This is a genomic window from Bacillus sp. JNUCC-22, assembly GCF_018861275.1.
GTDB lineage: Bacteria > Bacillota > Bacilli > Bacillales > Bacillaceae > Bacillus > Bacillus velezensis.
Window position 1 is genome coordinate 303,419 of the sequence record NZ_CP076408.1, and the last position, 22,801, is coordinate 326,219.

17 protein-coding genes are annotated in these 22,801 nt (G+C 48.1%); 10 read left to right on the forward strand and 7 right to left on the reverse strand.

Annotation, left to right across the window (positions count from 1 at the left end; all coding sequences use genetic code 11):
* Positions 1–55: 55 nt before the first annotated feature.
* On the reverse strand, positions 56–649 hold the full coding sequence (gene tmrB, locus JNUCC22_RS01660) for a tunicamycin resistance ATP-binding TmrB (RefSeq protein WP_007409063.1): 594 nt from the start codon (positions 647–649) through the stop codon (positions 56–58).
* A gap of 54 nt (positions 650–703) precedes the next feature.
* Positions 704–1,492 carry a sugar phosphate isomerase/epimerase family protein gene (locus JNUCC22_RS01665; RefSeq protein WP_038456907.1) on the reverse strand — a complete coding sequence of 263 codons (789 nt, stop codon included), beginning with the start codon at positions 1,490–1,492 and terminating at the stop codon, positions 704–706.
* 219 nt (positions 1,493–1,711) lie between these two features.
* Here JNUCC22_RS01665 and JNUCC22_RS01670 point away from each other — a divergent pair, with 219 nt between their 5' ends.
* From JNUCC22_RS01670 to JNUCC22_RS01710, 9 genes are all read left to right on the forward strand, one after another.
* The gene (locus JNUCC22_RS01670) at positions 1,712–3,022 is read left to right on the forward strand and encodes an MFS transporter (RefSeq protein WP_038456908.1); all 1,311 of its coding nucleotides are present in this window, start codon (positions 1,712–1,714) and stop codon (positions 3,020–3,022) included.
* Between the two features lie 125 nt (positions 3,023–3,147).
* Entirely contained in the window at positions 3,148–3,708 is a 561-nt protein-coding gene (locus tag JNUCC22_RS01675; protein ID WP_038456909.1) for a shikimate kinase, read from the forward strand.
* Positions 3,709–3,848: 140 nt separating this feature from the next.
* Positions 3,849–4,805, forward strand: coding sequence for a cephalosporin C deacetylase (cah, locus tag JNUCC22_RS01680; protein WP_038456910.1), 957 nt, complete (start codon positions 3,849–3,851; stop codon positions 4,803–4,805).
* Positions 4,806–4,870: 65 nt separating this feature from the next.
* Positions 4,871–5,656: a nucleotidyltransferase domain-containing protein gene (locus JNUCC22_RS01685; protein WP_011996301.1), complete on the forward strand. Its 786-nt coding sequence runs from the start codon at positions 4,871–4,873 to the stop codon at positions 5,654–5,656.
* Positions 5,657–5,843: 187 nt separating this feature from the next.
* A complete protein-coding gene (locus JNUCC22_RS01690; protein WP_087920787.1) occupies positions 5,844–6,755 on the forward strand; it encodes a proline dehydrogenase family protein in 912 nt (303 codons plus the stop codon).
* 17 nt (positions 6,756–6,772) lie between these two features.
* A complete protein-coding gene (gene pruA, locus JNUCC22_RS01695; RefSeq protein ID WP_038456911.1) occupies positions 6,773–8,320 on the forward strand; it encodes an L-glutamate gamma-semialdehyde dehydrogenase in 1,548 nt (515 codons plus the stop codon).
* Positions 8,321–8,411: 91 nt separating this feature from the next.
* The gene (putP, locus tag JNUCC22_RS01700; RefSeq protein ID WP_015239118.1) at positions 8,412–9,866 is read left to right on the forward strand and encodes a sodium/proline symporter PutP; all 1,455 of its coding nucleotides are present in this window, start codon (positions 8,412–8,414) and stop codon (positions 9,864–9,866) included.
* A gap of 157 nt (positions 9,867–10,023) precedes the next feature.
* On the forward strand, positions 10,024–11,259 hold the full coding sequence (locus JNUCC22_RS01705; protein ID WP_015416772.1) for a proline utilization transcriptional regulator PutR: 1,236 nt from the start codon (positions 10,024–10,026) through the stop codon (positions 11,257–11,259).
* 197 nt (positions 11,260–11,456) lie between these two features.
* Positions 11,457–12,467 (forward strand): NAD(P)/FAD-dependent oxidoreductase, encoded by a 1,011-nt coding sequence (locus JNUCC22_RS01710; protein WP_038456912.1) that lies wholly within the window; start codon positions 11,457–11,459, stop codon positions 12,465–12,467.
* A gap of 55 nt (positions 12,468–12,522) precedes the next feature.
* Here JNUCC22_RS01710 and cobA read toward each other — a convergent pair whose 3' ends face one another.
* The 5 genes from cobA to nirB form a co-directional block, all read right to left on the reverse strand.
* Positions 12,523–13,962, reverse strand: coding sequence for a uroporphyrinogen-III C-methyltransferase (gene cobA / locus JNUCC22_RS01715; RefSeq protein WP_072588776.1), 1,440 nt, complete (start codon positions 13,960–13,962; stop codon positions 12,523–12,525).
* Between the two features lie 66 nt (positions 13,963–14,028).
* On the reverse strand, positions 14,029–14,349 hold the full coding sequence (gene nirD, locus JNUCC22_RS01720; protein ID WP_007409365.1) for a nitrite reductase small subunit NirD: 321 nt from the start codon (positions 14,347–14,349) through the stop codon (positions 14,029–14,031).
* Positions 14,350–14,369: 20 nt separating this feature from the next.
* Positions 14,370–16,787, reverse strand: coding sequence for an NADPH-nitrite reductase (gene nasD / locus JNUCC22_RS01725; protein ID WP_072588777.1), 2,418 nt, complete (start codon positions 16,785–16,787; stop codon positions 14,370–14,372).
* Between the two features lie 119 nt (positions 16,788–16,906).
* Entirely contained in the window at positions 16,907–19,039 is a 2,133-nt protein-coding gene (locus JNUCC22_RS01730) for an assimilatory nitrate reductase catalytic subunit NasC (RefSeq protein ID WP_216062068.1), read from the reverse strand.
* Entirely contained in the window at positions 19,032–21,359 is a 2,328-nt protein-coding gene (gene nirB / locus JNUCC22_RS01735; protein WP_216062069.1) for a nitrite reductase large subunit NirB, read from the reverse strand. Before nirB ends, JNUCC22_RS01730 begins: the two co-directional genes overlap by 8 nt.
* 180 nt (positions 21,360–21,539) lie before the next feature.
* Here nirB and JNUCC22_RS01740 point away from each other — a divergent pair, with 180 nt between their 5' ends.
* Positions 21,540–22,745: an MFS transporter gene (locus JNUCC22_RS01740; RefSeq protein WP_216062070.1), complete on the forward strand. Its 1,206-nt coding sequence runs from the start codon at positions 21,540–21,542 to the stop codon at positions 22,743–22,745.
* Positions 22,746–22,801 lie beyond the last annotated feature (56 nt).

A 22,801-nucleotide genomic window follows, 5' to 3' on the forward strand; every position in this document is an offset into this window, starting at 1 on the left:
TTTTTATTTATTGATCCATTTGCATGGATCAGGGACATGTTTTCAAAACGTTTTTTTATTTGATACGGATATGATTCAGCTTCACCATCAATCTGTCGGTGAATCTTCGAAGGCTTCCTCTCGAATCAGGCTCAAGAGGCAGATTTGCTTGGGCAGCGATCGTTTCTGCGACCTGCTGAATAGACATTTGGTCTGTATGGAGATGTTCTGTGAAGAGGCTATCAGACAGGCTGTTGATGCAGCGGTCGATTTGTTTTGCGGCCCAGGAGTTTTTTCCTTCCGCTCTGGTGCGCAGGCGTTTCAGCAATGTTTCCTTTGAAGCCAGCAGGGTAAAGTGGTGAATGGTCCGGCCATCCTGTCTCAGCCTGCTGATAATGTCATGGAAGTATTGATCGTTCGTAATGGTCATGGGCACAATGATGATGCCCTGATATGTATCTGACAAATAGGAAAGCATGCTGTAATTGAATTCCCGCCACAGAGGGTAGCTTTGAAAGTCATCTTCAGCGATATCCGGCGGTATCATCGAACGCATCGCAAACCCCATCTTTTCAGGATCATATATGTAAGACGGTTTCAGTCTTCTGTGCAGTTCAAACGCTGTTTGTGTTTTTCCGGAACCGAAAGCCCCATTTATCCAAATGATCATCATGATATCCCCCTTTTTCTATATGATACAAAAAAAGACCCTTCGATCGAAGAGTCAGCGGGAAAAAACAGACGTATATTCGCGGAGCGATTCCTTTATATGCGTAAAGGCATGTTCCCCAAAATACTCAAGAGAAACAAAACCGTCATATTGTCTGTTCATCAGCTCTTTTAAAAATGCTTTTTGATCGAGATCTCCTTGAAAAATCGGAGTTGGCTTGCTGAGATACCAGTTGTCAAAATTCCAGTGATAGTTTTTCAGATGAATGTGGCTGACGGTATGATACAGTTTTTCCAAAGCGGACATTTGGTCAACGTGATTGACGTGTAGGTTGGAGCCGTCAAAAATGGTGCGGACCCGCGGATGTCCGACATCCTCCAAAAATGCCAGCGCCGCCTCCGGTGTATCCGCGTACGTATCGTAATGAATCTCAAGCCCGATATCGACTTCATAGTCATCTGAGAGCCGTGCCGCCTGCTGAAATTGATCAACCGCACGTTGCCACTTTTCCGGTGACGTCCGGTGCGAAGGAAGATTGCCGGCAAAGACTCTGATCAAGGGACTGTGCAGCTGTCGTGCCGCGCTTAATGCCCTTTGAACATCCTTTAACGCCTGCCTTTCATCCTGAGTGGCGAAGTCAGTGTACAAACTGACGGCAGGCACCCCGATGCCTACCTCCTGAAGCTGCTGATAAAGCCTGTCGAGCGGGCCGATTTCCTCTATATATTGTTTAGCGTGTCCGTACCACAGTTCGATTCCCTCAAAGGAGTGCTCCTTCGCGAAAGAAATGATGTCGAAAATATGCTTTTTCTTAAATCCTGTCGTGCAAAAACTCAGTTTCATCGATAATCCTCCCGTAACTGTCTATCATATGTGTACTTTTTCCCCGGGTGCGATACGGATAAACAGGTGAAAAGGGCAGACACTTTTTTATAAGCGGGGTGTGTCTGCATCAGGTCAGTGCGGCACACAAATTGTTTAACGCTTTTTTGCGTCAAAGTATTAAATAATTAACCGAAGTGTTGTACAATTAATTTCATTCGAGTAAGGGGGGAGAAGCCATTGAAAAAAGAAACGGAGCTGAGGGCCTTCAGTCCCGTCCGCAATAAACCGACTCGCGCTCGTTATGTGATATTGGTTCTTTTGTTTTTTATCACTGCGATTAATTATATAGACCGAGCCAGTGTATCTATTGTCGGCCCATCCATTCAACATTCGCTGAACCTAAGCCCCGCGCTTTTGGGCATCGTTTTTTCTGCGTTCAGCTGGACCTATACGGGGATGCAGATTCCAGGCGGGCTCATTTTGGATAAATTCGGGTCAAAACGGACATACGGAATTTCTTTATTTGTGTGGTCGGTTTTTACCGGAGTACAAGCTTTTGCGACAAGTTTCGGGTTTCTATTCGGCTGCCGCCTGCTCATCGGCATAGCTGAATCGCCGGCGTTTCCGGCAAACAACCGGATTGTCACGACATGGTTTCCAAGGCGGGAACGCGCCTTTGCGACGGGTGTTTATACGGCGGGGGAATATGTCGGGCTGGCGTTTGCCACACCGGTTTTATTCTGGGTGTTAACGGCATTTGACTGGCGCGCCGTATTTATTTCCTCAGGGGTGCTCGGAATTGTTTTCTCCATTTTCTGGTTTAAAATGTATCACGAGCCGAACGGGTATCGGAAAGTGAATCGTGAGGAGCTTGATTATATTAAAGAAGGCGGCGGACTGACTGAGGTGTCTGATTCAGCCGGCGGGATATCGTGGGCGGATTTCGTCCAGCTGCTAAAATACCGCAAGCTTGTCGGATTGTATATCGGCCAATTCGCCGTAGCCTCCACGCTGTTCTTCTTTTTGACATGGTTTCCGACTTATCTGGCGGAGGCAAAGCACATGGCTTTCTTAAAAGTCGGCTTTGCCGCATCAATCCCGTATATCGCCGCTTTTTTCGGCGTATTGTTCGGCGGATTTTGGTCTGACGGCATGATGAAACGGGGGGTGTCGGTGAACGTTGCCCGGAAAACGCCCGTCATCCTCGGTCTTCTGCTGACAGGCTCCATCGTGCTTGCGAATGTTACGGATTCTGCTCCCGCGGTTTTGACGATCTTATCCATTGCTTCTTTTGCGCAGGGCATGTCCAATATATCCTGGACGATGCTGAGTGAGGTCGCGCCAAGCGAAACAATCGGATTGGCAGGGGGCGTCTTTAGCTTTTTCGCCAATATGGCCGGTATTATCACCCCGCTTCTCATCGGGTTTATCGTTTCTGCGACCGGTTCATATAACGGAGCGATTCTGTTTGTCGGCGCTGTCGCATTTATCGGGGCATTTTCTTATATTTTCATTGTCGGAAAGGTGGAACGCATTAAGCTCCGATAGAAAGAAAAACTCATCTCTTCTTATAAAGGATGGGTTTTCTTTCATTGCATTATCTCTATATTTCAATATTGAGTTATCATATAATAAACATAACTTTTTCATTTCTTAGGAGGATTTCGCCGAAGATGAACGCAAAACGTGCCATTCCCGTAAGAGAAAGAAATATCGTACTGATCGGATTCATGGGTGTCGGAAAGACAACAATCGGCCAGCTGGTCGCTAAGAAACTATACAGAGACTTTATTGATATTGATTTGCAGATTGAGAAAGATTTCAATATGTCCATCCCTGAAATGTTTGAGCAGAAGGGTGAAGCCTTTTTCCGTCAGACCGAAAAGGATTATATATTAGATATTTGCCGTAATACGAAATTCAAGATCGTGTCGCTTGGGGGCGGTTCGTTTAAACAAGAGGAAATCAGACAGTGCTGCCTTGAAAACTGCCTCGTGCTCCATCTTGATTTATCATGGGAGAATTGGAAGCAGCGGGCTGACCTGCTGATTGAAAGCCGTCCCGTTCTGCATAACCGTTCCATGGATGAAATGCAGCAGCTCTTTAACGAGCGCCAAAGCATCTATGATAAACATAATTCAAAAGTGGCGACGGATAATCTGGAACCAGAAGAAATCGCCGATTATATCGTAGAAACGTTAAAAATCGGCTGGGACCTGTATCAGCCGATGTAAAAAGAGCCGTGACGCTGTGAGCGCACGGCTTTTTTGTTTTTAAACAAACGTTTATTAAAATGTTTAGAAAATGAGTGTAAAATCGTGTTAAGATAGAGTCAGAAAATTAAATCTTATAAAACAAAGGAGAATAATCGGATATGCAATTATACGACTTGCCGCTCGACCAACTGCAAACCTATAAACCAAATAAAACCGCTCCTCATGACTTTTCGGATTTTTGGGCATCATCATTACATGAGCTTGCAAAGGAAGAGGCAAAGCCTGAATTGACGGCTGAAAGCTACCCGGCTGACGGCGTGAAAGTATTCCGGCTGACATACCGAAGCTTCGGCAAGGCGGAAATTGAGGGATGGTACGCCATTCCCGACCGGCAAGGACCGCATCCGGCCATCGTGAAATATCACGGCTATAATGCGAGCTATGACGGGGATATACATGACATCGTAAATTGGGCGCTTCACGGATATGCCGCGTTCGGCATGCTTGTCCGCGGCCAGCACAGCAGCACAGATACAAGCGTCTCACCGCACGGACACGTTCCCGGCTGGATGACGAAAGGGATTTTAGATAAAGATACATATTATTACCGCGGCGTGTACTTAGACGCCGTCCGGGCTTTGGAAGTCATCAGCGGCTTTGATGAAGTTGATGAAACGAGGATCGCCGTCATCGGCGGGAGCCAGGGAGGCGGACTTTCAATCGCCGCGGCGGCACTATCTGACATTCCGAGAGCGGTTGCGGCCGATTATCCTTATTTAAGCAATTTTGAGCGGGCCATTGATGTCGCTCTTGATGAGCCGTATCTTGAGATTAACTCCTTTTTCAGAAAGAACGGCAGCCCTGAAACGGAGAAGGCCGCGATGAATACACTGGCCTATTTTGATATCATGAATCTGGCGGACCGCGTAAAAGTTCCGGTGCTCATGTCCATCGGGCTGATTGACCGTGTGACCCCGCCGTCGACGGTATTTGCCGCGTACAATCATCTGGAAACGGAAAAAGAATTGAAGGTTTACCGGTATTTCGGACATGAATACATACCTTCTTTCCATACGGAAAAGCTGGCCTTTCTGAAAGCGCATCTGAAAGGCTGACGACAGCGAAAAGCCCAAGTACTTGGGCTTTTTTCAGGAATGATCACGGAAAAGGACGGATACAGATGAAACAAAGGATCATCGAAGAATTAAAACGAATTGAAGCACAGCACGGCGTCAAGGTGCTTTACGCCGTAGAATCAGGGAGCCGCGCATGGGGGTTTCCGTCAAGCGACAGCGACTACGATGTGCGGTTTCTCTATGTGCCGAAAAAAGAATGGTACTTTTCGATCGAACCGCATAGGGATGTCATAGAAGAGCCGATTCATGACATGCTTGACATCAGCGGCTGGGAACTGAGAAAAGCGCTTAGGCTTTTTAAAAAATCAAATCCGCCTCTTTTGGAATGGCTCTCTTCTGAGATGATCTATTATGAAGCTTTCTCAGCGGCTGAAAAGCTTCGAAAACTGAAAATCCGCGCCTTTTCGCCTGAAGCCGGCATCTATCATTATCTCAATATGGCAAAACGGAATGAAAAAACGGAATTGCGGGGCAGTGAAGTAAAGATTAAAAAGTATTTTTATGTTCTGCGTCCTCTCCTTGCCTGCAGATGGATTGAAACGTTCGGCTCCGTACCGCCGATGTCATTTCCCGTACTGGCCGATGCCTTATTGACGGATGAAGCGCTCATTTCTGAAATCAATACACTGCTTACAAGGAAAAAAAGCGGTCAGGAGCTGGCTCCGGAACCCAGAAATACGATCATTCATGCATTTATAGAAGAAGAAATAGAACGCATCGGGCACTATGTCAAAACGATCAAAACGCCGAAACCTGACATAACGGAGGAACTGAATCGGCTATTGATTCAGACCGTCGAAGAGGCGTGGGGGGAAAAAGGCGGAAATTGACGATTGCCGTCATTTCCGTCCGCCTTTTTTCGGCATAATCCGCCTGCTATCTAAGAAGCTGATTGTGGTAAAACCACAAAAATTTATCAGAATCTTTGTATTTTTAGAATATTGTGAGAGGATGTTTTGTCCATTTACAATAGACTCATACAAATACTTCTTAGATTGCGGGGTGTTAAGGTTGGAAGTGATTACAAGAGATTTTTTCTTATTTTTATCCAAGAGCAGCTTTCTCAATAAGATGGCGCGAAGCTGGGGAAGCCGTGTGGCAGCCGGCAAAATCATCGGAGGAATGGATTTCCGCAGTTCTATCCCGACAATCCGACATTTGAACAGCCAGGGGCTGTCAGTTACTGTCGATCATTTGGGGGAATTTGTCAACAGCGGTGATGTCGCGAAAGAACGCACCGAGGAGTGCATGCAGACCATCGCCTTAATCGCTGATGAACAGCTGAATTCCCAAGTGTCATTAAAAATGACGTCTTTAGGTCTTGATATAGATCTCGATCTCGTCTATGAAAATATGACGAAAATCCTCCAGACGGCTGAAAAACATAAAGTCATGGTGACGATTGACATGGAAGATGAAACGAGATGCCAGAAGACGCTGGATATCTTTAAAGACTTCCGAAGCCGGTATGAATATGTAAGCACCGTGGTGCAGGCCTATCTGTACAGAACGGAAAAGGATCTTGATGACCTCAGCCCGCTGAATCCGTTTCTGCGGCTTGTCAAAGGAGCCTATAAAGAATCGGAAAAGGTGGCCTATCCTGAAAAAAGCGACGTCGATGAAAATTATAAAAGACTCATCCGCAAACAGCTTTTAAAAGGACATTATACGGCAGTTGCCACGCATGATGACAAAATGATCGAGTTTACAAAACAGCTTGCCAAAGAGCACGGCATTCCAAACGACCGTTTTGAGTTTCAGATGCTGTACGGCATGCGCTCGCAAACCCAGCTCAGCCTGGTGGAAGAAGGATACCGCATGAGAGTCTACCTGCCTTACGGGGATGACTGGTACGGCTATTTCATGAGACGGCTCGCCGAACGCCCCTCAAACATCGCATTCGCCTTTAAAGGGATGACTAAGAAGTAAAAAAGGGAGAGATGACAATGACTACACCTTATAAACACGAACCATTCACGAATTTCCAAGATCAATCGAACGTTGAAGAATTTAAGAAAGCGCTTGCGACGGTAAATGAGTATCTGGGAAAAGATTATCCGCTCGTCATCAACGGTGAAAAGGTAGAGACGGAAGCGAAAATCGTTTCAATCAATCCGGCTGATAAAGAAGAAGTCGTCGGAAAAGTGTCAAAGGCGTCCCAGGAGCACGCTGAGCAAGCGATTGAAGCTGCTGCGAAAGCGTTCGAAGAGTGGAGATACACATCCCCTGAAGAAAGAGCGGCCGTTTTGTTCCGCGCAGCTGCCAAAGTCCGCCGCAGAAAGCACGAATTCTCCGCCCTGCTCGTCAAGGAAGCGGGAAAACCTTGGAACGAAGCTGATGCAGATACGGCTGAAGCGATTGACTTCATGGAGTATTATGCACGCCAAATGATCGAACTGGCAAAAGGCAAACCGGTCAACAGCCGTGAGGGCGAGAAAAACCAATATGTGTACACGCCGACTGGAGTGACAGTTGTTATTCCGCCGTGGAACTTCTTGTTTGCGATCATGGCAGGAACAACAGTGGCGCCGATCGTTACTGGAAACACAGTGGTTCTAAAACCTGCGAGTGCTACACCTGTTATTGCAGCAAAATTTGTTGAGGTGCTTGAAGAGTCCGGATTGCCAAAAGGCGTAGTCAACTTTGTGCCGGGAAGCGGAGCAGAAGTAGGCGATTATCTTGTTGACCATCCGAAAACAAGCCTTATCACATTTACAGGATCACGTGAAGTCGGTACGAGAATTTTCGAACGCGCGGCGAAAGTGCAGCCGGGCCAGCAGCATCTGAAACGCGTCATTGCAGAAATGGGCGGTAAAGATACGGTTGTCGTTGACGAAGATGCGGACATTGAATTGGCGGCTCAATCCATCTTTACATCAGCATTCGGCTTCGCGGGACAAAAATGTTCTGCAGGTTCACGTGCAGTTGTCCATGAAAAAGTGTATGATCAAGTATTAGAGCGTGTCATTGAAATTACGGAATCAAAAGTAACTGCTAAACCTGACAGTGCAGATGTTTATATGGGGCCTGTCATCGACCAGGGTTCTTACGACAAGATCATGAGCTACATTGAAATCGGAAAAGAAGAAGGCCGTTTAGTAAGCGGCGGCACCGGAGATGATTCAAAAGGCTACTTTATCAAGCCGACGATCTTCGTTGACCTTGATCCGAAAGCCAGACTCATGCAGGAAGAAATTTTCGGGCCTGTCGTGGCGTTTTCTAAAGTGTCAAACTTTGATGAAGCTTTAGAAGTGGCCAACAATACTGAATACGGTTTGACAGGCGCGGTCATTACAAATAACCGCAAACATATTGAACGGGCGAAACAGGAATTCCATGTCGGCAACCTGTACTTCAACCGCAATTGTACGGGAGCGATTGTCGGCTACCATCCGTTCGGAGGCTTCAAAATGTCCGGCACTGATTCAAAAGCGGGCGGCCCGGATTATTTGGCCCTCCACATGCAGGCGAAAACAATCAGTGAAATGTTTTAAGAGGGACTGAATGGGCATCCTCCTCGCGGGGGGTGTCCATTTCACCATAAACATATAAAGCGGAGGAGGAAATGCCATAGCAAACATTCAGTTGATTATTTCCATTTGTATTTATATGGCGGGTATGCTGTTTATCGGTTATTTCGCCTACAGACGGACGTCAAATCTGACGGATTACATGCTCGGGGGGCGTTCTTTAGGCCCTGCCGTCACAGCGCTCAGCGCGGGAGCGGCGGATATGAGCGGATGGCTCTTGATGGGGCTTCCGGGTGCTATGTTCTCGACAGGATTAAGCGGCGCTTGGATTGTGCTCGGGCTTGTGCTCGGGGCGTGGGCGAACTGGCTTTTCGTGGCGCCGAGACTGAGAACGTATACCGAAAAAGCGGGGAATTCCATCACCATTCCGGGTTTCCTTGAAAACCGTTTCGGTGATCATACGAAGCTTCTCAGACTGTTTTCGGGTCTTGTCATTCTCGTCTTTTTCACATTTTACGTATCATCCGGCATGGTATCCGGAGGTGTCTTATTCAACAGCATTTTAGGGTTGAATTACCACACGGGACTGTGGGTCGTGACAGGCGTCGTTGTCGCCTACACCTTGTTCGGGGGCTTTTTGGCGGTAAGCTGGACGGACTTTGTTCAAGGGATCATTATGTTTGTGGCGCTTATTCTTGTGCCGATTGTGACGATTTTCCATACGGGCGGCCCGGGGGAAACCGTTGCCGATATCCGTTCCGTCAACCCGGAACTGTTTAACATGTTCAAAGGGACGACCGTCCTTGGCATTATTTCTTTATTTGCGTGGGGGCTCGGCTATTTCGGGCAGCCGCATATTATTGTGCGTTTTATGGCGATCACGTCTGTGAAAGAAATCAAACGCGCCAGACGGATCGGAATGGGATGGATGATTTTGTCTGCACTAGGCGCGCTGTTTACGGGTCTTGCGGGAATCGCGTATTACCACCAGAACGGACTGAAGCTGGCTGATCCGGAAACCATTTTTATTCAGCTCGGCAACATTCTGTTCCACCCGATTATTACGGGATTTCTCATTTCTGCGATTTTAGCGGCCATTATGAGTACGATTTCGTCTCAGCTGCTCGTTACGTCCAGTTCTTTAGTGGAGGACTTGTATAAGTCCATGTTCAGGCGTTCAGCTTCTGATAAGGAACTCGTATTTCTGGGGAGAATGGCAGTGCTTGCGGTGTCAATCATCGCTTTGGTGCTCGCCTGGGAGAAAAACAACACGATACTTGGTCTTGTCAGCTATGCATGGGCGGGATTCGGCGCGTCATTCGGGCCGGTCGTACTGCTCAGTTTATTTTGGAAACGGATGACGAAATGGGGGGCACTCGCCGGCATGATTGCGGGAGCGATTACCGTAATCATTTGGGCGAATGCCGGTCTTTCAGACTTTTTGTACGAAATCATTCCGGGCTTTGCTGTAAGCCTTGCCGCTGTATTTGTCGTCAGCTTATTGACACAGGCTCCGTCAAAAGATGTCACAGATCAGTTTCATGAGTACCGTGATACACTTTCTCAATAAAAGCAAGGAACGAGAGGAAGAAGGGATCGCCCTTTTTCCTCTTTTCACGATACAGAATTCCGGATCATGCCGTTTTGGGATTATGTGAATTTTTTTCTATACAAAAAGTCACCCCGCAGAGTATGATAAAGATAAAAAGAGCATAGGAGAAATAGGTATGGAAGAGCTTTTAGAGAGAGTTTTTTCATTTACGGACATTGATAAATTAATTGATTTCATCAGTTATGAATTGCAGAAGCCCGTTATTCTGGAAAGCGCGGATTTCTTTTTGCTTGCCTATAATTCTTATTACATTAATCACTTCGACTCCGCCAACCAGCAGACGATATTTTCAAAAAAATGCCCCGTGCAGATTTTTGAAAGGTTTCTGAAGGACGGGGTGATCGAAAAGCTGAAAACCGTTCCTGAACCGTTCCGTGTCGAAAAAATAGACAGTATCGGACTGAATCAGAGAGTGGTTGTAAGCGCAAAACATAAAGGGGAAGTGATGGGCTACATCTGGATTCAGGAGCTCGACCGAAACTTGACGGACGAGGAGCTCGACTTTTTATATGAAACTTCATTCCATGTCGGAAAAATCATCTATAAAACGAACCGGCTGAAACAGGAAAAAGAAGAGAGAGCGGAAGACCTGGTGAAACGGGCGATCTTTCAGCAATTCTCCTCTGAAAAGGAGTTCAGGCGGGAAGCGGAAAAGATGAACGCCGTGCTGCCGTCGGTTTTTTCAGTAGTCGTCCTGCATGCCGCAAATGGGGATGGGGAGGCAGTCGAAGATGTGAAGGAAAATATCAAATCGTACTTGAATTTGCGGGATAAAGTCAGTCACGTCTTAACCATTGATTCCAATATTGTCATCGTCGTCGCAAGCTTCTCGCAAAAAAGCTCCGGCACTTCGGCAGCATCTGAATTCATCCACAAACTGCTGACTCATTTTCACTTTCAGAAGATCCCCACTCCCATCTATATCGGAATCGGCAATGAATACAGCAGCATCCTGAAGCTCGGCAAAAGTTATATAGAGGCCCTTGAAGTCATAAAGGCCGCCGAAATTACCGGAAACCAGGAAAATATCCCGTACGAATACAGTAAGCTCGGGATTTACCGCTATCTTGAAAGCATCGAAGAAAAAAACGCCTCACTGGAATATGTAAACGAAGATTTAGCGTTATTAAAAGCCAAAGACAGAGAAAGCAGTACAGAACTGCTGAAAACGTTAGAAATCTATCTCCTCAATAACTGCAAAACAAAACCAGCCGCAGAACAGCTTTTTATTCATCAAAACACATTGAACTACCGTATCAAACAGATTCTTGACATGACATCAATTAATTTAAACGACTTCAGGACAAGGTGCCAGCTGTATCTCGATATCATGCTGATGAAAAAGAGATAAAAAAGAAACCAGTCGCCGTACTGGTTTCAGTTTTAATACCTTCCCGCTTATCAATCTCAGAACCTCACTTCTGAATCACTCCTTTTCCGCAAGAGAGAAATGAATAAACACTTCTCCTCAATATGTGTTATACTTTCATTGATATTGATTCTCAATTAAAAATGTTTGAAGTATAGATATAAACGGGAGGCAGAACGATGGCGGAAAATCATGAGGTGTATGACGTCACGATTATAGGCGGAGGCCCGATCGGCCTGTTTGCGGCTTTTTATTGCGGGATGCGCGAGCTGAAAACGAAAGTGATCGAGTTTTTGCCGCGGCTCGGAGGGAAAGTGTCTATGTTTTTCCCTGAAAAAATCATCCGTGATATCGGCGGAATACCCGGGATTGCCGGAGAACAGCTGATTAAGCAGCTGAAGGAACAGGCTGCGACATTTGAGCCGGATATCGTGTTGAATCAGCGGGTGACCGGATTTGAACGGCTGGATGACGGAACCATTGTGCTGGAAAGTTCCAAAGGGGAAAAGCACTATACGCGCACGGTGATTTTGGCCGTCGGCATGGGGACGCTTGAGGTCAATGAACTTGACAGCGCGGATGCGAGCCGTTATTCGGGAAAGAACCTTCATTATAAGGTGGAGAAGCTTGATGCGTTTCGAGATAAGCATGTCGTGATTTCCGGAGGGGGAGATACCGCGGTTGACTGGGCGAATGAGCTGGAACCGATTGCGGCGTCTGTTACCGTCTTGCACCGCAGGGAGGAGTTCGGCGGTTTGGAAAGCAGCGTCGCGAAAATGAAGCGGTCTTCCGTGCGGGTGCTTGCGCCGTATTGTCTGAAGCATCTCAACGGCACCGGAGAACGGATCGAGAGCGTCACCATTTGCCAAACCGAGTCCGGACTTTCTGAAGTCATCAAGCTTGATGAGCTCATTATCAACCACGGGTTTAAAATTGATCTCGGTCCGATGAAGGACTGGGGGCTTGAGATAGAAGAAGGCAGGATTAAAGCTGACAGACATATGCGGACGAATCTTCCGGGCGTGTTTGTCGCAGGTGACGCCGCCCATTATGAAAGTAAGCTCAGATTGATTGCAGGCGGTTTCACGGAGGGGCCGACCGCCGTGAACAGCGCCAAAGCCTATTTGGACCCGCAGGCGGATCAGATGGCGATGTATTCGACTCACCATAAAAAATTGGTGACACAATAAAAAAGGGCTGACCCCCGATGTTGAGTCTGGGGGGTCAGAAAAGCATTCCGGCGTATCAGCTGTGAACGAGCATGTCTTTCATTTCATTTCGTATAAACGCAAATAACTGTTCCTGATTTTTCACGGCGGTAAACCCGCAGCCGGCGGGGACGTCTTCGCCCATGCAGATGACGGGAGGGCGGTTTGCTGACGGATCCGGTGATATGCCGATTTGTTTTCCGGCGCTGATCAAATGCTGAGCGGATTCTTTGCCAGTACAGATAATCATTTGCAGAGGAGACTCGCTGATCGTGCGTTCGATCATGGAAGTGAACCGCTCATCTGCGATATGTTCATGGGTGATATAAAACGGGCATGATTTTGAGTCTGACAAGTTTTCTGCTGCTTGACGGCTTCCTACAATGAGTGAATGCGGAGAATCAATTTGACATTCGGATAGGAGAAAGCCCCGTTTTGTCAGTTCCGTCTTTGCGGCTTCAGTCGCTGCATTCAGGCTTGCGGTCACCCGGCGGATGTCGATCTGCTTGAAAGCCAGTGTGTCAAAGAATTCGCATACCGCAAGGCGTGATGTGAAAAATAGTTGTTCAAAGGTGCTGATCTGTTTCAGGATATTTTCGTTTGCGGGCATTTTTTTAACGATCCGCTTCGGCCATTCAATAACATCGGCGCCATATTCGCGCAGCTTGTCTGTCAATGTGTGTTCTTCATCGCCATGAGTGACAACCATGATATGCCGCCCGATGAACGGTTTGCTTTCAAACCAGCTGTGTGTTTGAAAATTGACAATATCACCGATGACGATAATGGCTGGGTTGGTGATGTTTTGGCTTTGAACTTTTTCATGGATATCCTGAAGCGTTCCTTTAACGCTCCGCTGCCGCCCCCACGTCCCCCATTGAATGACGAGTACGGGGACGGAAGGGGATTTTCCGTACTCCGTAAGCTTACGGCATATAAATGACAGATTTTTAACGCCCATGTAAAACACAAGCGTTTGAACGCTTCGGGCAAGCCCTTCCCAGTCGAGATTCGGCCTGCCTTGCAATGATGTATCATGAGCGGTGATCATCGCGAAGGACGAAGCGAAATCACGATGGGTGACGGGGACTCCCGCATACAGCGGCGCTGCGATTCCCGAGGTGATGCCGGGCACCATTTCGTAGCGGATGCCGTGCTGATGAAGCGCCTCTGCTTCTTCGCCGACTCTGCCGAACACACTTGGGTCTCCGCCTTTCAAGCGGACTACGGTGCAGCCCTCCGCCGCTTTTTCAATCAGCAGGGCATTTATCTCAGACTGTTTCATAAAATGGCGGTCGGGCAGCTTTCCGCAATAAATGAACCGGCAGTCCGGTGAGGCATACTCAAGAAACTTTGGGTTTGCGAGCCGGTCATACAAAATAATATCCGCTTTCTCCAGAGCCTGTTTTCCTTTTACGGTGATCAGCCCCGGGTCTCCTGGTCCGGCACCGACAAAATATACGATTCCGTTTTTCATGATGGCGTCATCCCTTCAGCAATTTAAAAAATGAAGGACCACTTGAAAAAGTGATCCGGTCTTTGCTCAATACAGGAGGTATACATTCTCTCCTTCAATCAGTGTTTCGTATGTTTTGACACAGCCATGATCCGGCTCTTGGACTTTTCCGTCTTCTAAGGAGATTTTCCAGTCATGCATTGGGCAGAAGACGTATTCTCCGCTGACGATGCCTTCAGCCAGGACGCCCCCTTTATGGGGACAGCGATTTTCGACGGCGCGGACGCTCCCGTCAGAAAGCTTAAATACGGCAAGCTCTTTATCTTCTATATATACGGTTTTTCCTAACTCCTCGGGTAATTCGTTTACTTTGCCTATGCAAACCTTTGTCATATCTTTATTCACCATGTCCGTTCCCCCTTACTGTTTTATGAAGTCGTGACGACATTTTCGAATAGATCTTTAGATGCTTTTTTATCTTTAAGGAAGTATTGCCACGGATCTTTGTGGACAGAGAGTGTCTCATTCATTCTGTCGTTGAGCTCCTGCCGTTTTTCCGGATCGTTTAATACGGATTGGACATGAGATAAACCGACGCGCTCAAGCCATGCGGATGTCCGCTCCAGATAGTTTGCCGTTTCTCTGTAGTACTGAAGGTAAGCCCCCGCATATTCTAAGACTTCTTCATTCGTTTTTACTTTCATCAGCAAATCACCGGCGCGCAAATGGGTTCCGCCGTTTCCGCCGACATAAAGCTCCCAGCCTCCGTCGATGCCGACAACGCCAAGGTCCTTAATGCCTGATTCCGCACAGTTCCGCGGGCAGGCGGACACGGCCATTTTGACCTTGTGAGGCGTATTGAGCCCTTCGAATTTTTTCTCAAGCGCAATGCCCAGTGCCATGGAGTCTTGCGTGCCGAAGCGGCAGAATTGTTCGCCTACGCACGTTTTTACCGTGCGGAGTGTTTTTCCGTACGCGTAGCCTGACGGCATATCAAGCTCGGCCCATACTTTCGGCAGGTCTTCTTTTTTGACGCCGATGAGATCAATTCGCTGGCCGCCTGTCATTTTAACGAGCGGGATCTCATATTTGTCGACGACATCGGCGATCTTGCGGAGATCCTGAGAGTTGGTCACGCCGCCGTACATCCGGGGCACGACTGAGTATGTTCCGTCTTTTTGAATATTGGCGTGCATCCGTTCGTTCACAAAACGGGATGTTCTGTCATCCTCGTATGTAGCCGGATTAATCATGCCTAAGTAGTAGTTGAGGGCAGGACGGCATTTGGAGCAGCCCTCTGGCGTTTTCCAGCCGAGCACGTTCATGATTTCTCTTGTATGGGACAGCCCTTTGGCTTTGATTTCTTCTACGACTTCATCTCTCGACAGTGATGTGCAGCCGCAAATCGCTTCTTTTTGCGCGGACGCGTCAAATTCTGAGCCCAGTGTATATTGAAGAATGTCTTCCACGAGCGGTTTACAGCCTCCGCAGGAACGGGATGCCCCGGTGCATGCTTTGATTTCGTCCGTTGATGTGCAGCCTTTTTCCTGAATGGCTTGAATAATCGCGCCTTTTGAAACGCCGTTGCATCCGCAGATGATTTCATCGTCGCTCATCGCCGCGGTCATGCTTGCGCCTGCTTCCTGATCAAGAGGCTGTAAGATTGATATTTTGGAGGTTTCAGAGATATCGGCTTCTTTTTGAATCATAGAAAACAGGCGGCCGCCCTCGCTGCTGTCGCCGAACAAAACAGCGCCGACAATTTGATTGCCCCTCAGGACGATTTTTTTATAAATGCCGTCCTGCTCATCGAACACTTTAATCGCTTTTTTGTCCTCTGATTCGTTAAAATCACCGGCAGAGAAGACTTCGACGCCTGATACCTTTAATTGAGTGGAGAGAACGGAGCCTTCATACGGTTTTGTTTCAATGCCGCAAATATGTTTGGCCAGCACTTTTGCCTGTTCATAGAGCGGCGCCACAAGACCGTATGCGATTCCGCGGTGCTCGGCACATTCACCGACCGCGTAAATGTGCGGAATGTCAGTCTGCATATAATCGTTGACAATGATTCCGCGGTTTACCGGAATGCCGCTTTCTGTGCCAAGCTGTGTATTCGGGCGGATGCCGACGGCCATGACGACCAGGTCAGCTTCGATGCTTGTGCCGTCTTTGAAGCGTACGCCTTCGACACGGTCAGTACCGAGAATTTCTTCGGTTTGCTTTTCAAGGAAAAAGGTCATGCCTTGTTTTTCTAATTCGTTTTGCAGCAGGCGTCCCGCCGCTGCGTCAAGCTGGCGCTCCATCAGGAATGGGGCGAGGTGGATGACAGACACGTCCATTCCGAGATTCAGCAGTCCGCGTGCGGCTTCCAAACCAAGCAGTCCTCCGCCGATGACGGCTGCTTTTTTATATTGTTTTGACGCGGAGAGCATCGTGTCTGTATCTTTTATATCCCGGAATGCCGTGACGCCTTGTTTGTCTGCGCCCGGAATCGGAAGGATAAAAGGGACAGAGCCTGTCGCCAGGATGAGTTCATCGTAAGGCTGGATTCTGTCTGCATCGGTGATGACGGTTTTGTTTTCCGTGTCGACTTTGATGACTGTTTCACCGGTATACAGCTGAATGTTGTTTTCTTTGTACCAGTTCCAATCGTTTAACGTAATGTCTTGAATATCGGTATCGCCTTGCAGCACTTTTGACAGAAGGATTCGGTTATAGTTGGGATGAGGTTCGGCCCCGAATATTGTAATCTCGAATTCGTCTTTTGAAACACGCAGTATTTCTTCAATCGCTCTTACCCCGGCCATTCCATTTCCAACAAGAACTAGCTGTTTTTTTCCCATCAGATGATCCGCTCCTTATCTTTGTTTTTTTTAGCGTAGCACAGCAAAAACAAATATTTAAGATGCATGTTATGAAATGTAACAAAAAATACTAAAAAATCTAAAAATTTTATGAAAAATTATATAGGGCTGATTCGTACCGCACACATCTTAAAACCGGGCATTTTACAGTCCGGATCCAAGGCTTCACCAATTAAGTCGTTGACGTTTTGCGTGTCAGACCAATGGATGGGAACAAACAACGTGTCTTTTCGTACTTTCTCCGACCATCTGCTCCGGACCGTGATGCTGCCCCGGGGGGATTCTATTTTCACGAGAACACGGTCTTCGATATGATAGTCGGCCGCCGTTTTTGGATGGATTTCCACAAAGGATTCGAAATGTCTTGCAGCCAGGGCAGAGCTTTTTCTCGTTTGGACACCCGTTAAGTAATGAGACATCACCCTTCCTGTGATTAAATAAAGCGGATAGCCGGCGCTCGGTTTCTCTTTCGGGACGGCCGGTTCATTTGGAATCACGCTTAATTCAGCTCTGTGATCGGGATGGGCAAATGAGTGCTCAAACAATCGCCCGGTTCCGGCGTGATCCGCTTCAGGACATGGCCACTGAATGCCGCCTTCCCGCCTGAGCCTGTCATAGGTGATGCCAGAGTAATCAGCAATTCCGCCGCGGCTCGCTTCTCTCAGTTCGTTAAAGATTTCCTCCGACGACGTATAGGGAAAATAATGCCCTTTACCAAGAGCCGAGGCAATGTCACAGATGATCTGCCAATCATGTTTCGCTTCTCCGGGGCAGGTGCGGCTCGCTTCTCTTAATGTCACGCGGCCTTCTACATTTGTCATCGTGCCTTCGTCTTCCAAATAAGAGGAGGCGGGTAAAATCACATCCGCGAATGCCGCGGTCTCAGAAATAAATAAGTCAACTGCGACAAAGAATCTCAGTTTCTTGATTGCCTGCTTGACGAAATTCGCATTTGGGCCGGAAACAGCCGGATTGGAACACATGAGAAACAGTCCTTTGATGTCGCCGCTATCTATTTTTGCTATCATTTCATAGGCTGAGACGCCTTTGCGCGGCAGCTCATCCTGATGAATCCCCCACACCTTCGCAATGTGCGCCCGGTGTTCTTCAATTTCGATAGAACGGTAGCCCGGAAGCTGATCCGCTTTTTGGCCGTGTTCTCTCGCGCCTTGTCCGTTGCCTTGACCGGTAATCGCCCCGTAACCTGAGAAGGGCTTGCCGATTTTTCCGGTGATCAGCACCATATTTAAGAAAGCTTTCACTGCCGCGGTACCGTCAGTCTGCTGTTCGATCCCCCGCGCTGTAAACAGCATGCCGGATGTTTCCTTGGCAAACTTCACGGATGCCTTTCGTATATGCTCCAAAGGAACACTTGTCTGCTCGGAGATCTCTTTCAGATCCAAAGCGTCGGTATGCCGTTTGAGCTTATTGAATCCGTTTGTGCGTGTGCGGATAAAGTCTTTGTCTGTAAGCTGTTCGTCAATGCAGATTTTGACGAGTCCGTTTGCCAGGGCTGCGTCTGTGCCGGGCTTGATTTTCAGGTGAAGATCGGCTATTTTGGTCGTCGCCGTTTCCCGGGGATCAATGGCGATAATGTAAGCCCCGTTTTCTTTCGCTTTATCAAAATACGGCATGATCGTCGGCTGGCATTCGGCGATATTGGTGCCTGCCAGGATGATGACACGTGTATGCGGGATGTCCGATAATGGATTCGTCAGGCCCCTGTCCGCGCCGAATGTCTGGCCGGCCGCCGTTGCTGCGGCAGACATACAGAGCCGCCCGTTGTAATCGATGTATTTCGTCTGTAAGCCGACCCGTGCGAACTTTCCAAGCAGATAGGCTTCTTCATTTGTAATTGAGGCGCTCCCGTAGACGGCCATCGCATCATTGCCGTGTTCGGTTTGGATCAGATTGATTTGTTCCTTAATGCGATTCAGTGCTTCAGCCCAAGAGACAGGCACAAATTCACCGTTTTTTTTAAGCAGGGGGCGTGTAATGCGGGAAGAGTGCACGGCATGCTGATGGGCATTCATGCCTTTTGTACATAAACGGCCATGTGTCGTCGGATTATCAATGCCGATTGCAGTGTATTTCTTCCGTGCCGCGAAGGTTTGTTCCGTAAGCTGCATTTTGCATTGCATGCTGCAGAACGGGCATTGCGTCTCATATGTTTTTTCCGATTGGACATCTTGCAGTTTGTCACGGAAATAACGGAGCATCGGTTCAGTCAAAAAGCTTCATCCTTTCGTATGGCGTTTTCCCGGCAGACAGGTTTTGCAGCAGGGATATGTCTGAACAGAGATTTTTCAGAAGCTGTGTCCGCATATCTTCTTCAAACAGCATTTCTCTGATATGGACGAGGCCGAGTCTGTCAACCCATTGATAAATCGCTTCGTTGTAGTGAGCTGTTTCGCGATAATATTGAATAAGGCCTTTCATCATAGCGGCGGTACTGTCTTCGTTATCCGTCACACAAAAAAGGCTGCCGGCGCGGGCTTGTTTTCCGCGGACGCCCCCGATATAAATCTCCCAGCCAGTTTGTGTCTGAAGCGCGCCGATATCCTGAATGTAAGCATCGGTGCAATTGTTTTCACATGACAAGCTGACGGATACATAAGCGGGTACGGCAAGTGTGTCGGTATCTCGTTCAATCCTGCTTGCCAGCTCTTGAAAGGAGCGATGCTGTCCGCACGTACATGCTCTGATTTGAATCGTCCAGCGGTGCCGGGGGGAGAAAACCGGCATGTTCAGTGCTTTTCTGATGCTTGCAAGGTCATTTGGCCTGATTCCGGAAAGCCTCAGCCGGTGACTGTCAGTCATCGAAACCTCGGGGATGCCGTATGCTTCGATGACGTCTGCGATGTTTTTGAGCTCTGCCGCACTTGTCAGTCCGCCGTACATTTGCGGAATCAGGGTGCATGTCTCTTCTGCCGATATTTCATTGAACTGCATAAAATCAGGCCGCGTCCTTTCCAAGTAATAGTGAAGCGCCGGAATACAAATGCGGCAGCCGTTTTCTGTTTTCCAGCCGATCACTTCCATCACCTCGGCGGCATCAGTGAACGGACGGCGCCGAAGTTCGGCGATGACTTCTTCTTCTGTCAAATCGGTGCAGCCGCAAAACGAAGGCTGGCGGGAGGGTTTTGTGTAATCATCGCTTGCCATATACTTCAGCAAGTCTTCAACGAGCGGCCTGCATCCTCCGCAAGATCCGGACGCTTTTGTCATGTGCTTCACTTCCTCCGCGGTTTTTAAGCCATATTTGTTCACCGCTTCTTCAATGGAGCCCTTGGTCACTGAGCTGCATTGGCAAATGGTTTCATGGGGAGGCATGGATTTAAAGGATATACCGCCCTGATCCGGTTCCATGAGCTGTTTTTTCACGATGGAAATATCTCTTTGCTTCACAAGACTGTCGAGTAGCCGCTGTTTACCGCGCGTGTCCCCGAATAAAATAAAGCCGGCCGGTTTATCGTCCTCAAAGAGCACTTTTTTGTAGATGCCTGCATGCTCATCATGGAACAATATGCCGGCTGTGTGCTCATCCTCGTGCACCTTTCCTGCCGACCATACATCAATACCGGCTATTTTTAAGGCTGCAGATTGTGCAAAGCCTTGAAACCCTTCGCACGGGACGCCGCATAGATGCTGCGCGAGCACTTTTCCCTGTTCATAAAGCGGCGCCGCCAATCCGTATACAATCCCGTCATGCTCCGCGCATTCACCGACGGCATACACATTCGGTTTGTTCGTCTGCATGAATTGATTGACGATAATTCCTCTGTTCACTGAAAGTCCGGCAGATGGAGCCAATCGGATATTGGGCCTCACACCGGCGGCCATGACAATCAGGTCTGCTTCTATGGAAGAACCGTCTTTGAAACGGATGCCTTCCGCCCGTGAGTTCCCTGTAATGGATGCCGTGTCTTTCTCTAAAAGAAAGACTAAGCCTTTTCGTTCCAGCTCTTTCTGCAGCAGGCGGGATGCCGTTTGATCAAGCTGTTTTTGCATAATGGCGGAAGAGTGGTGAATGACGCTGACGTCCATGCCGAGCTGCCGTAAGCCGACGGCCGCTTCAAGACCTAATAAACCGGCGCCGATGACCGCCGCCTTTTGATACCGGCCGGCCGCATTGATAAGAGATTGGCAGTCTTCTATTGTCCGAAAGCCGTACACACCTTCTTTATCTGCTCCGGGTATGGGGAGAATATAAGGAGAGGAGCCCGTTGCAAGGATGATTTGATCGTAAGTCATGCTGCGCTTTCGATCCGTTGTGACAACCTGCCGTTCTGTATCAATGTCTACAACCGTTTCTTCCGTGTAAAGCGTAATTCCGTTTTTTTCGTACCATTCGCGGCTATTCAGCGTAATGTCATCAAGCGAAACCTCACCTTGTAAAACGGAGGATAAGAGAATGCGATTGTAATTGGGATGAGGTTCGCTTCCGAAAATGACAATCTCAAACATGTCACGGTTCATCTTTAAAATGTGTTCAATACAGCGGATTCCGGCCATTCCGTTCCCTGCTGCAATTAATCGTTGTTTCTTCATTCGCCAAACCTCCTTTGCAGCTGCCTGTAAGATTGCTTCTCTATGAGAAATTATGGCACATTGCCTGATTAACGCATTAAATGTGTCGCATTATCTTACACATGTCTTTTCCGGTGAATGCCGGTCATATATTCTTGATTCAGCAATTTGAAATGATAGAAGACCGGAAAGGAGAATGTTATGAAGCTGTCGGAATTAAAAACAAGCGGTCATCCGCTCACTCTGCTCTGTTCCTTCTTATATTTTGATGTGAGTTTTATGATTTGGGTAATGCTGGGGGCGCTCGGCGTTTATATTTCTCAGGATTTCGGGTTATCTTCTTTTGAAAAAGGGTTTGTCGTGGCTCTGCCGATCTTATCAGGATCTGTGTTTCGGATCATTTTAGGTGTGTTAACGGACAGGATCGGGCCGAAGAAAACAGCCGTGATCGGGATGCTGATCACGATGATCCCGCTGCTTTGGGGGGCATTCGGCGGCCGTTCTTTGACTGAGCTGTATGCGATCGGCATTCTGCTGGGCGTAGCGGGCGCAAGTTTTGCTGTTGCGCTTCCGATGGCGAGCCGGTGGTATCCGCCTCACTTGCAGGGGCTTGCGATGGGGATAGCAGGTGCCGGCAACAGCGGCACTTTGTTTGCGACATTGTTCGGCCCCCGCCTTGCGGAACAGTTTGGGTGGCACAGTGTAATGGGAATTGCGCTTCTTCCGTTGATGATCGTTTTTATACTGTTTATCGTCATGGCGAAGGACTCTCCTGCACAGCCCGCACCGCAGCCGCTTAAAAACTACCTTCACGTGTTCAGGCAGAAGGAAACATGGTGTTTCTGTCTTCTGTACGGCGTCACTTTCGGAGGTTTTGTGGGATTATCAAGTTTTTTGGCGATTTTTTTCGTTGATCAATATCAATTGTCAAAAATCCATGCCGGTGATTTCGTCACAATATGTGTCGCAGCGGGCAGTTTTTTTCGCCCTGCAGGAGGCTGGATTTCAGATCGGGCGGGAGGTGCGAAAGTTCTGGCTGTACTGTTTGTCATCGCGGCTCTGTGTATGGCGGGAGTCAGCAGCCTGCCTCCGCTTTCAACGGTGATCGTTCTGCTGTTTATCGGAATGATGGCGCTCGGTATGGGCAACGGAGCGGTATTTCAGCTTGTCCCGCAGCACTTTGCAAAAGAAATCGGAATGGTGACGGGAATCGTCGGAGCAGCCGGCGGCATAGGGGGTTTTTTCCTTCCGAATATTTTAGGATCATTGAAGCAGATGACGGGAACGTATGCGATCGGTTTTATCTCTTTCTCATGTATCGCATTGCTCGCATTTGTGTTTGTTCTGGCCGCAGGCTATTTTTGGAGAAAAAGCTATGGGACTGAAAACAGTCCTGCGGATGTTTAAGTTTGGGCGGAAGACACGTATGACAGCGTGTCTTTTTTATGATTGATTATTTTTCA

What these genes read in the sequence shown, in the direction of transcription:
- tmrB (WP_007409063.1), bottom strand. Translation starts at nt 649, where the DNA reads ATGATCATTTGGATAAATGGGGCTTTCGGTTCCGGAAAAACACAAACA.
- JNUCC22_RS01740 (WP_216062070.1), top strand. Translation starts at nt 21,540, where the DNA reads ATGAAGCTGTCGGAATTAAAAACAAGCGGTCATCCGCTCACTCTGCTC.
- cobA (WP_072588776.1), bottom strand. Translation starts at nt 13,962, where the DNA reads ATGAAAAACGGAATCGTATATTTTGTCGGTGCCGGACCAGGAGACCCG.
- JNUCC22_RS01685 (WP_011996301.1), top strand. Translation starts at nt 4,871, where the DNA reads ATGAAACAAAGGATCATCGAAGAATTAAAACGAATTGAAGCACAGCAC.
- JNUCC22_RS01665 (WP_038456907.1), bottom strand. Translation starts at nt 1,492, where the DNA reads ATGAAACTGAGTTTTTGCACGACAGGATTTAAGAAAAAGCATATTTTC.
- pruA (WP_038456911.1), top strand. Translation starts at nt 6,773, where the DNA reads ATGACTACACCTTATAAACACGAACCATTCACGAATTTCCAAGATCAA.
- JNUCC22_RS01705 (WP_015416772.1), top strand. Translation starts at nt 10,024, where the DNA reads ATGGAAGAGCTTTTAGAGAGAGTTTTTTCATTTACGGACATTGATAAA.
- nasD (WP_072588777.1), bottom strand. Translation starts at nt 16,787, where the DNA reads ATGGGAAAAAAACAGCTAGTTCTTGTTGGAAATGGAATGGCCGGGGTA.
- nirB (WP_216062069.1), bottom strand. Translation starts at nt 21,359, where the DNA reads ATGAAGAAACAACGATTAATTGCAGCAGGGAACGGAATGGCCGGAATC.
- nirD (WP_007409365.1), bottom strand. Translation starts at nt 14,349, where the DNA reads ATGGTGAATAAAGATATGACAAAGGTTTGCATAGGCAAAGTAAACGAA.
- JNUCC22_RS01675 (WP_038456909.1), top strand. Translation starts at nt 3,148, where the DNA reads ATGAACGCAAAACGTGCCATTCCCGTAAGAGAAAGAAATATCGTACTG.
- JNUCC22_RS01710 (WP_038456912.1), top strand. Translation starts at nt 11,457, where the DNA reads ATGGCGGAAAATCATGAGGTGTATGACGTCACGATTATAGGCGGAGGC.
- cah (WP_038456910.1), top strand. Translation starts at nt 3,849, where the DNA reads ATGCAATTATACGACTTGCCGCTCGACCAACTGCAAACCTATAAACCA.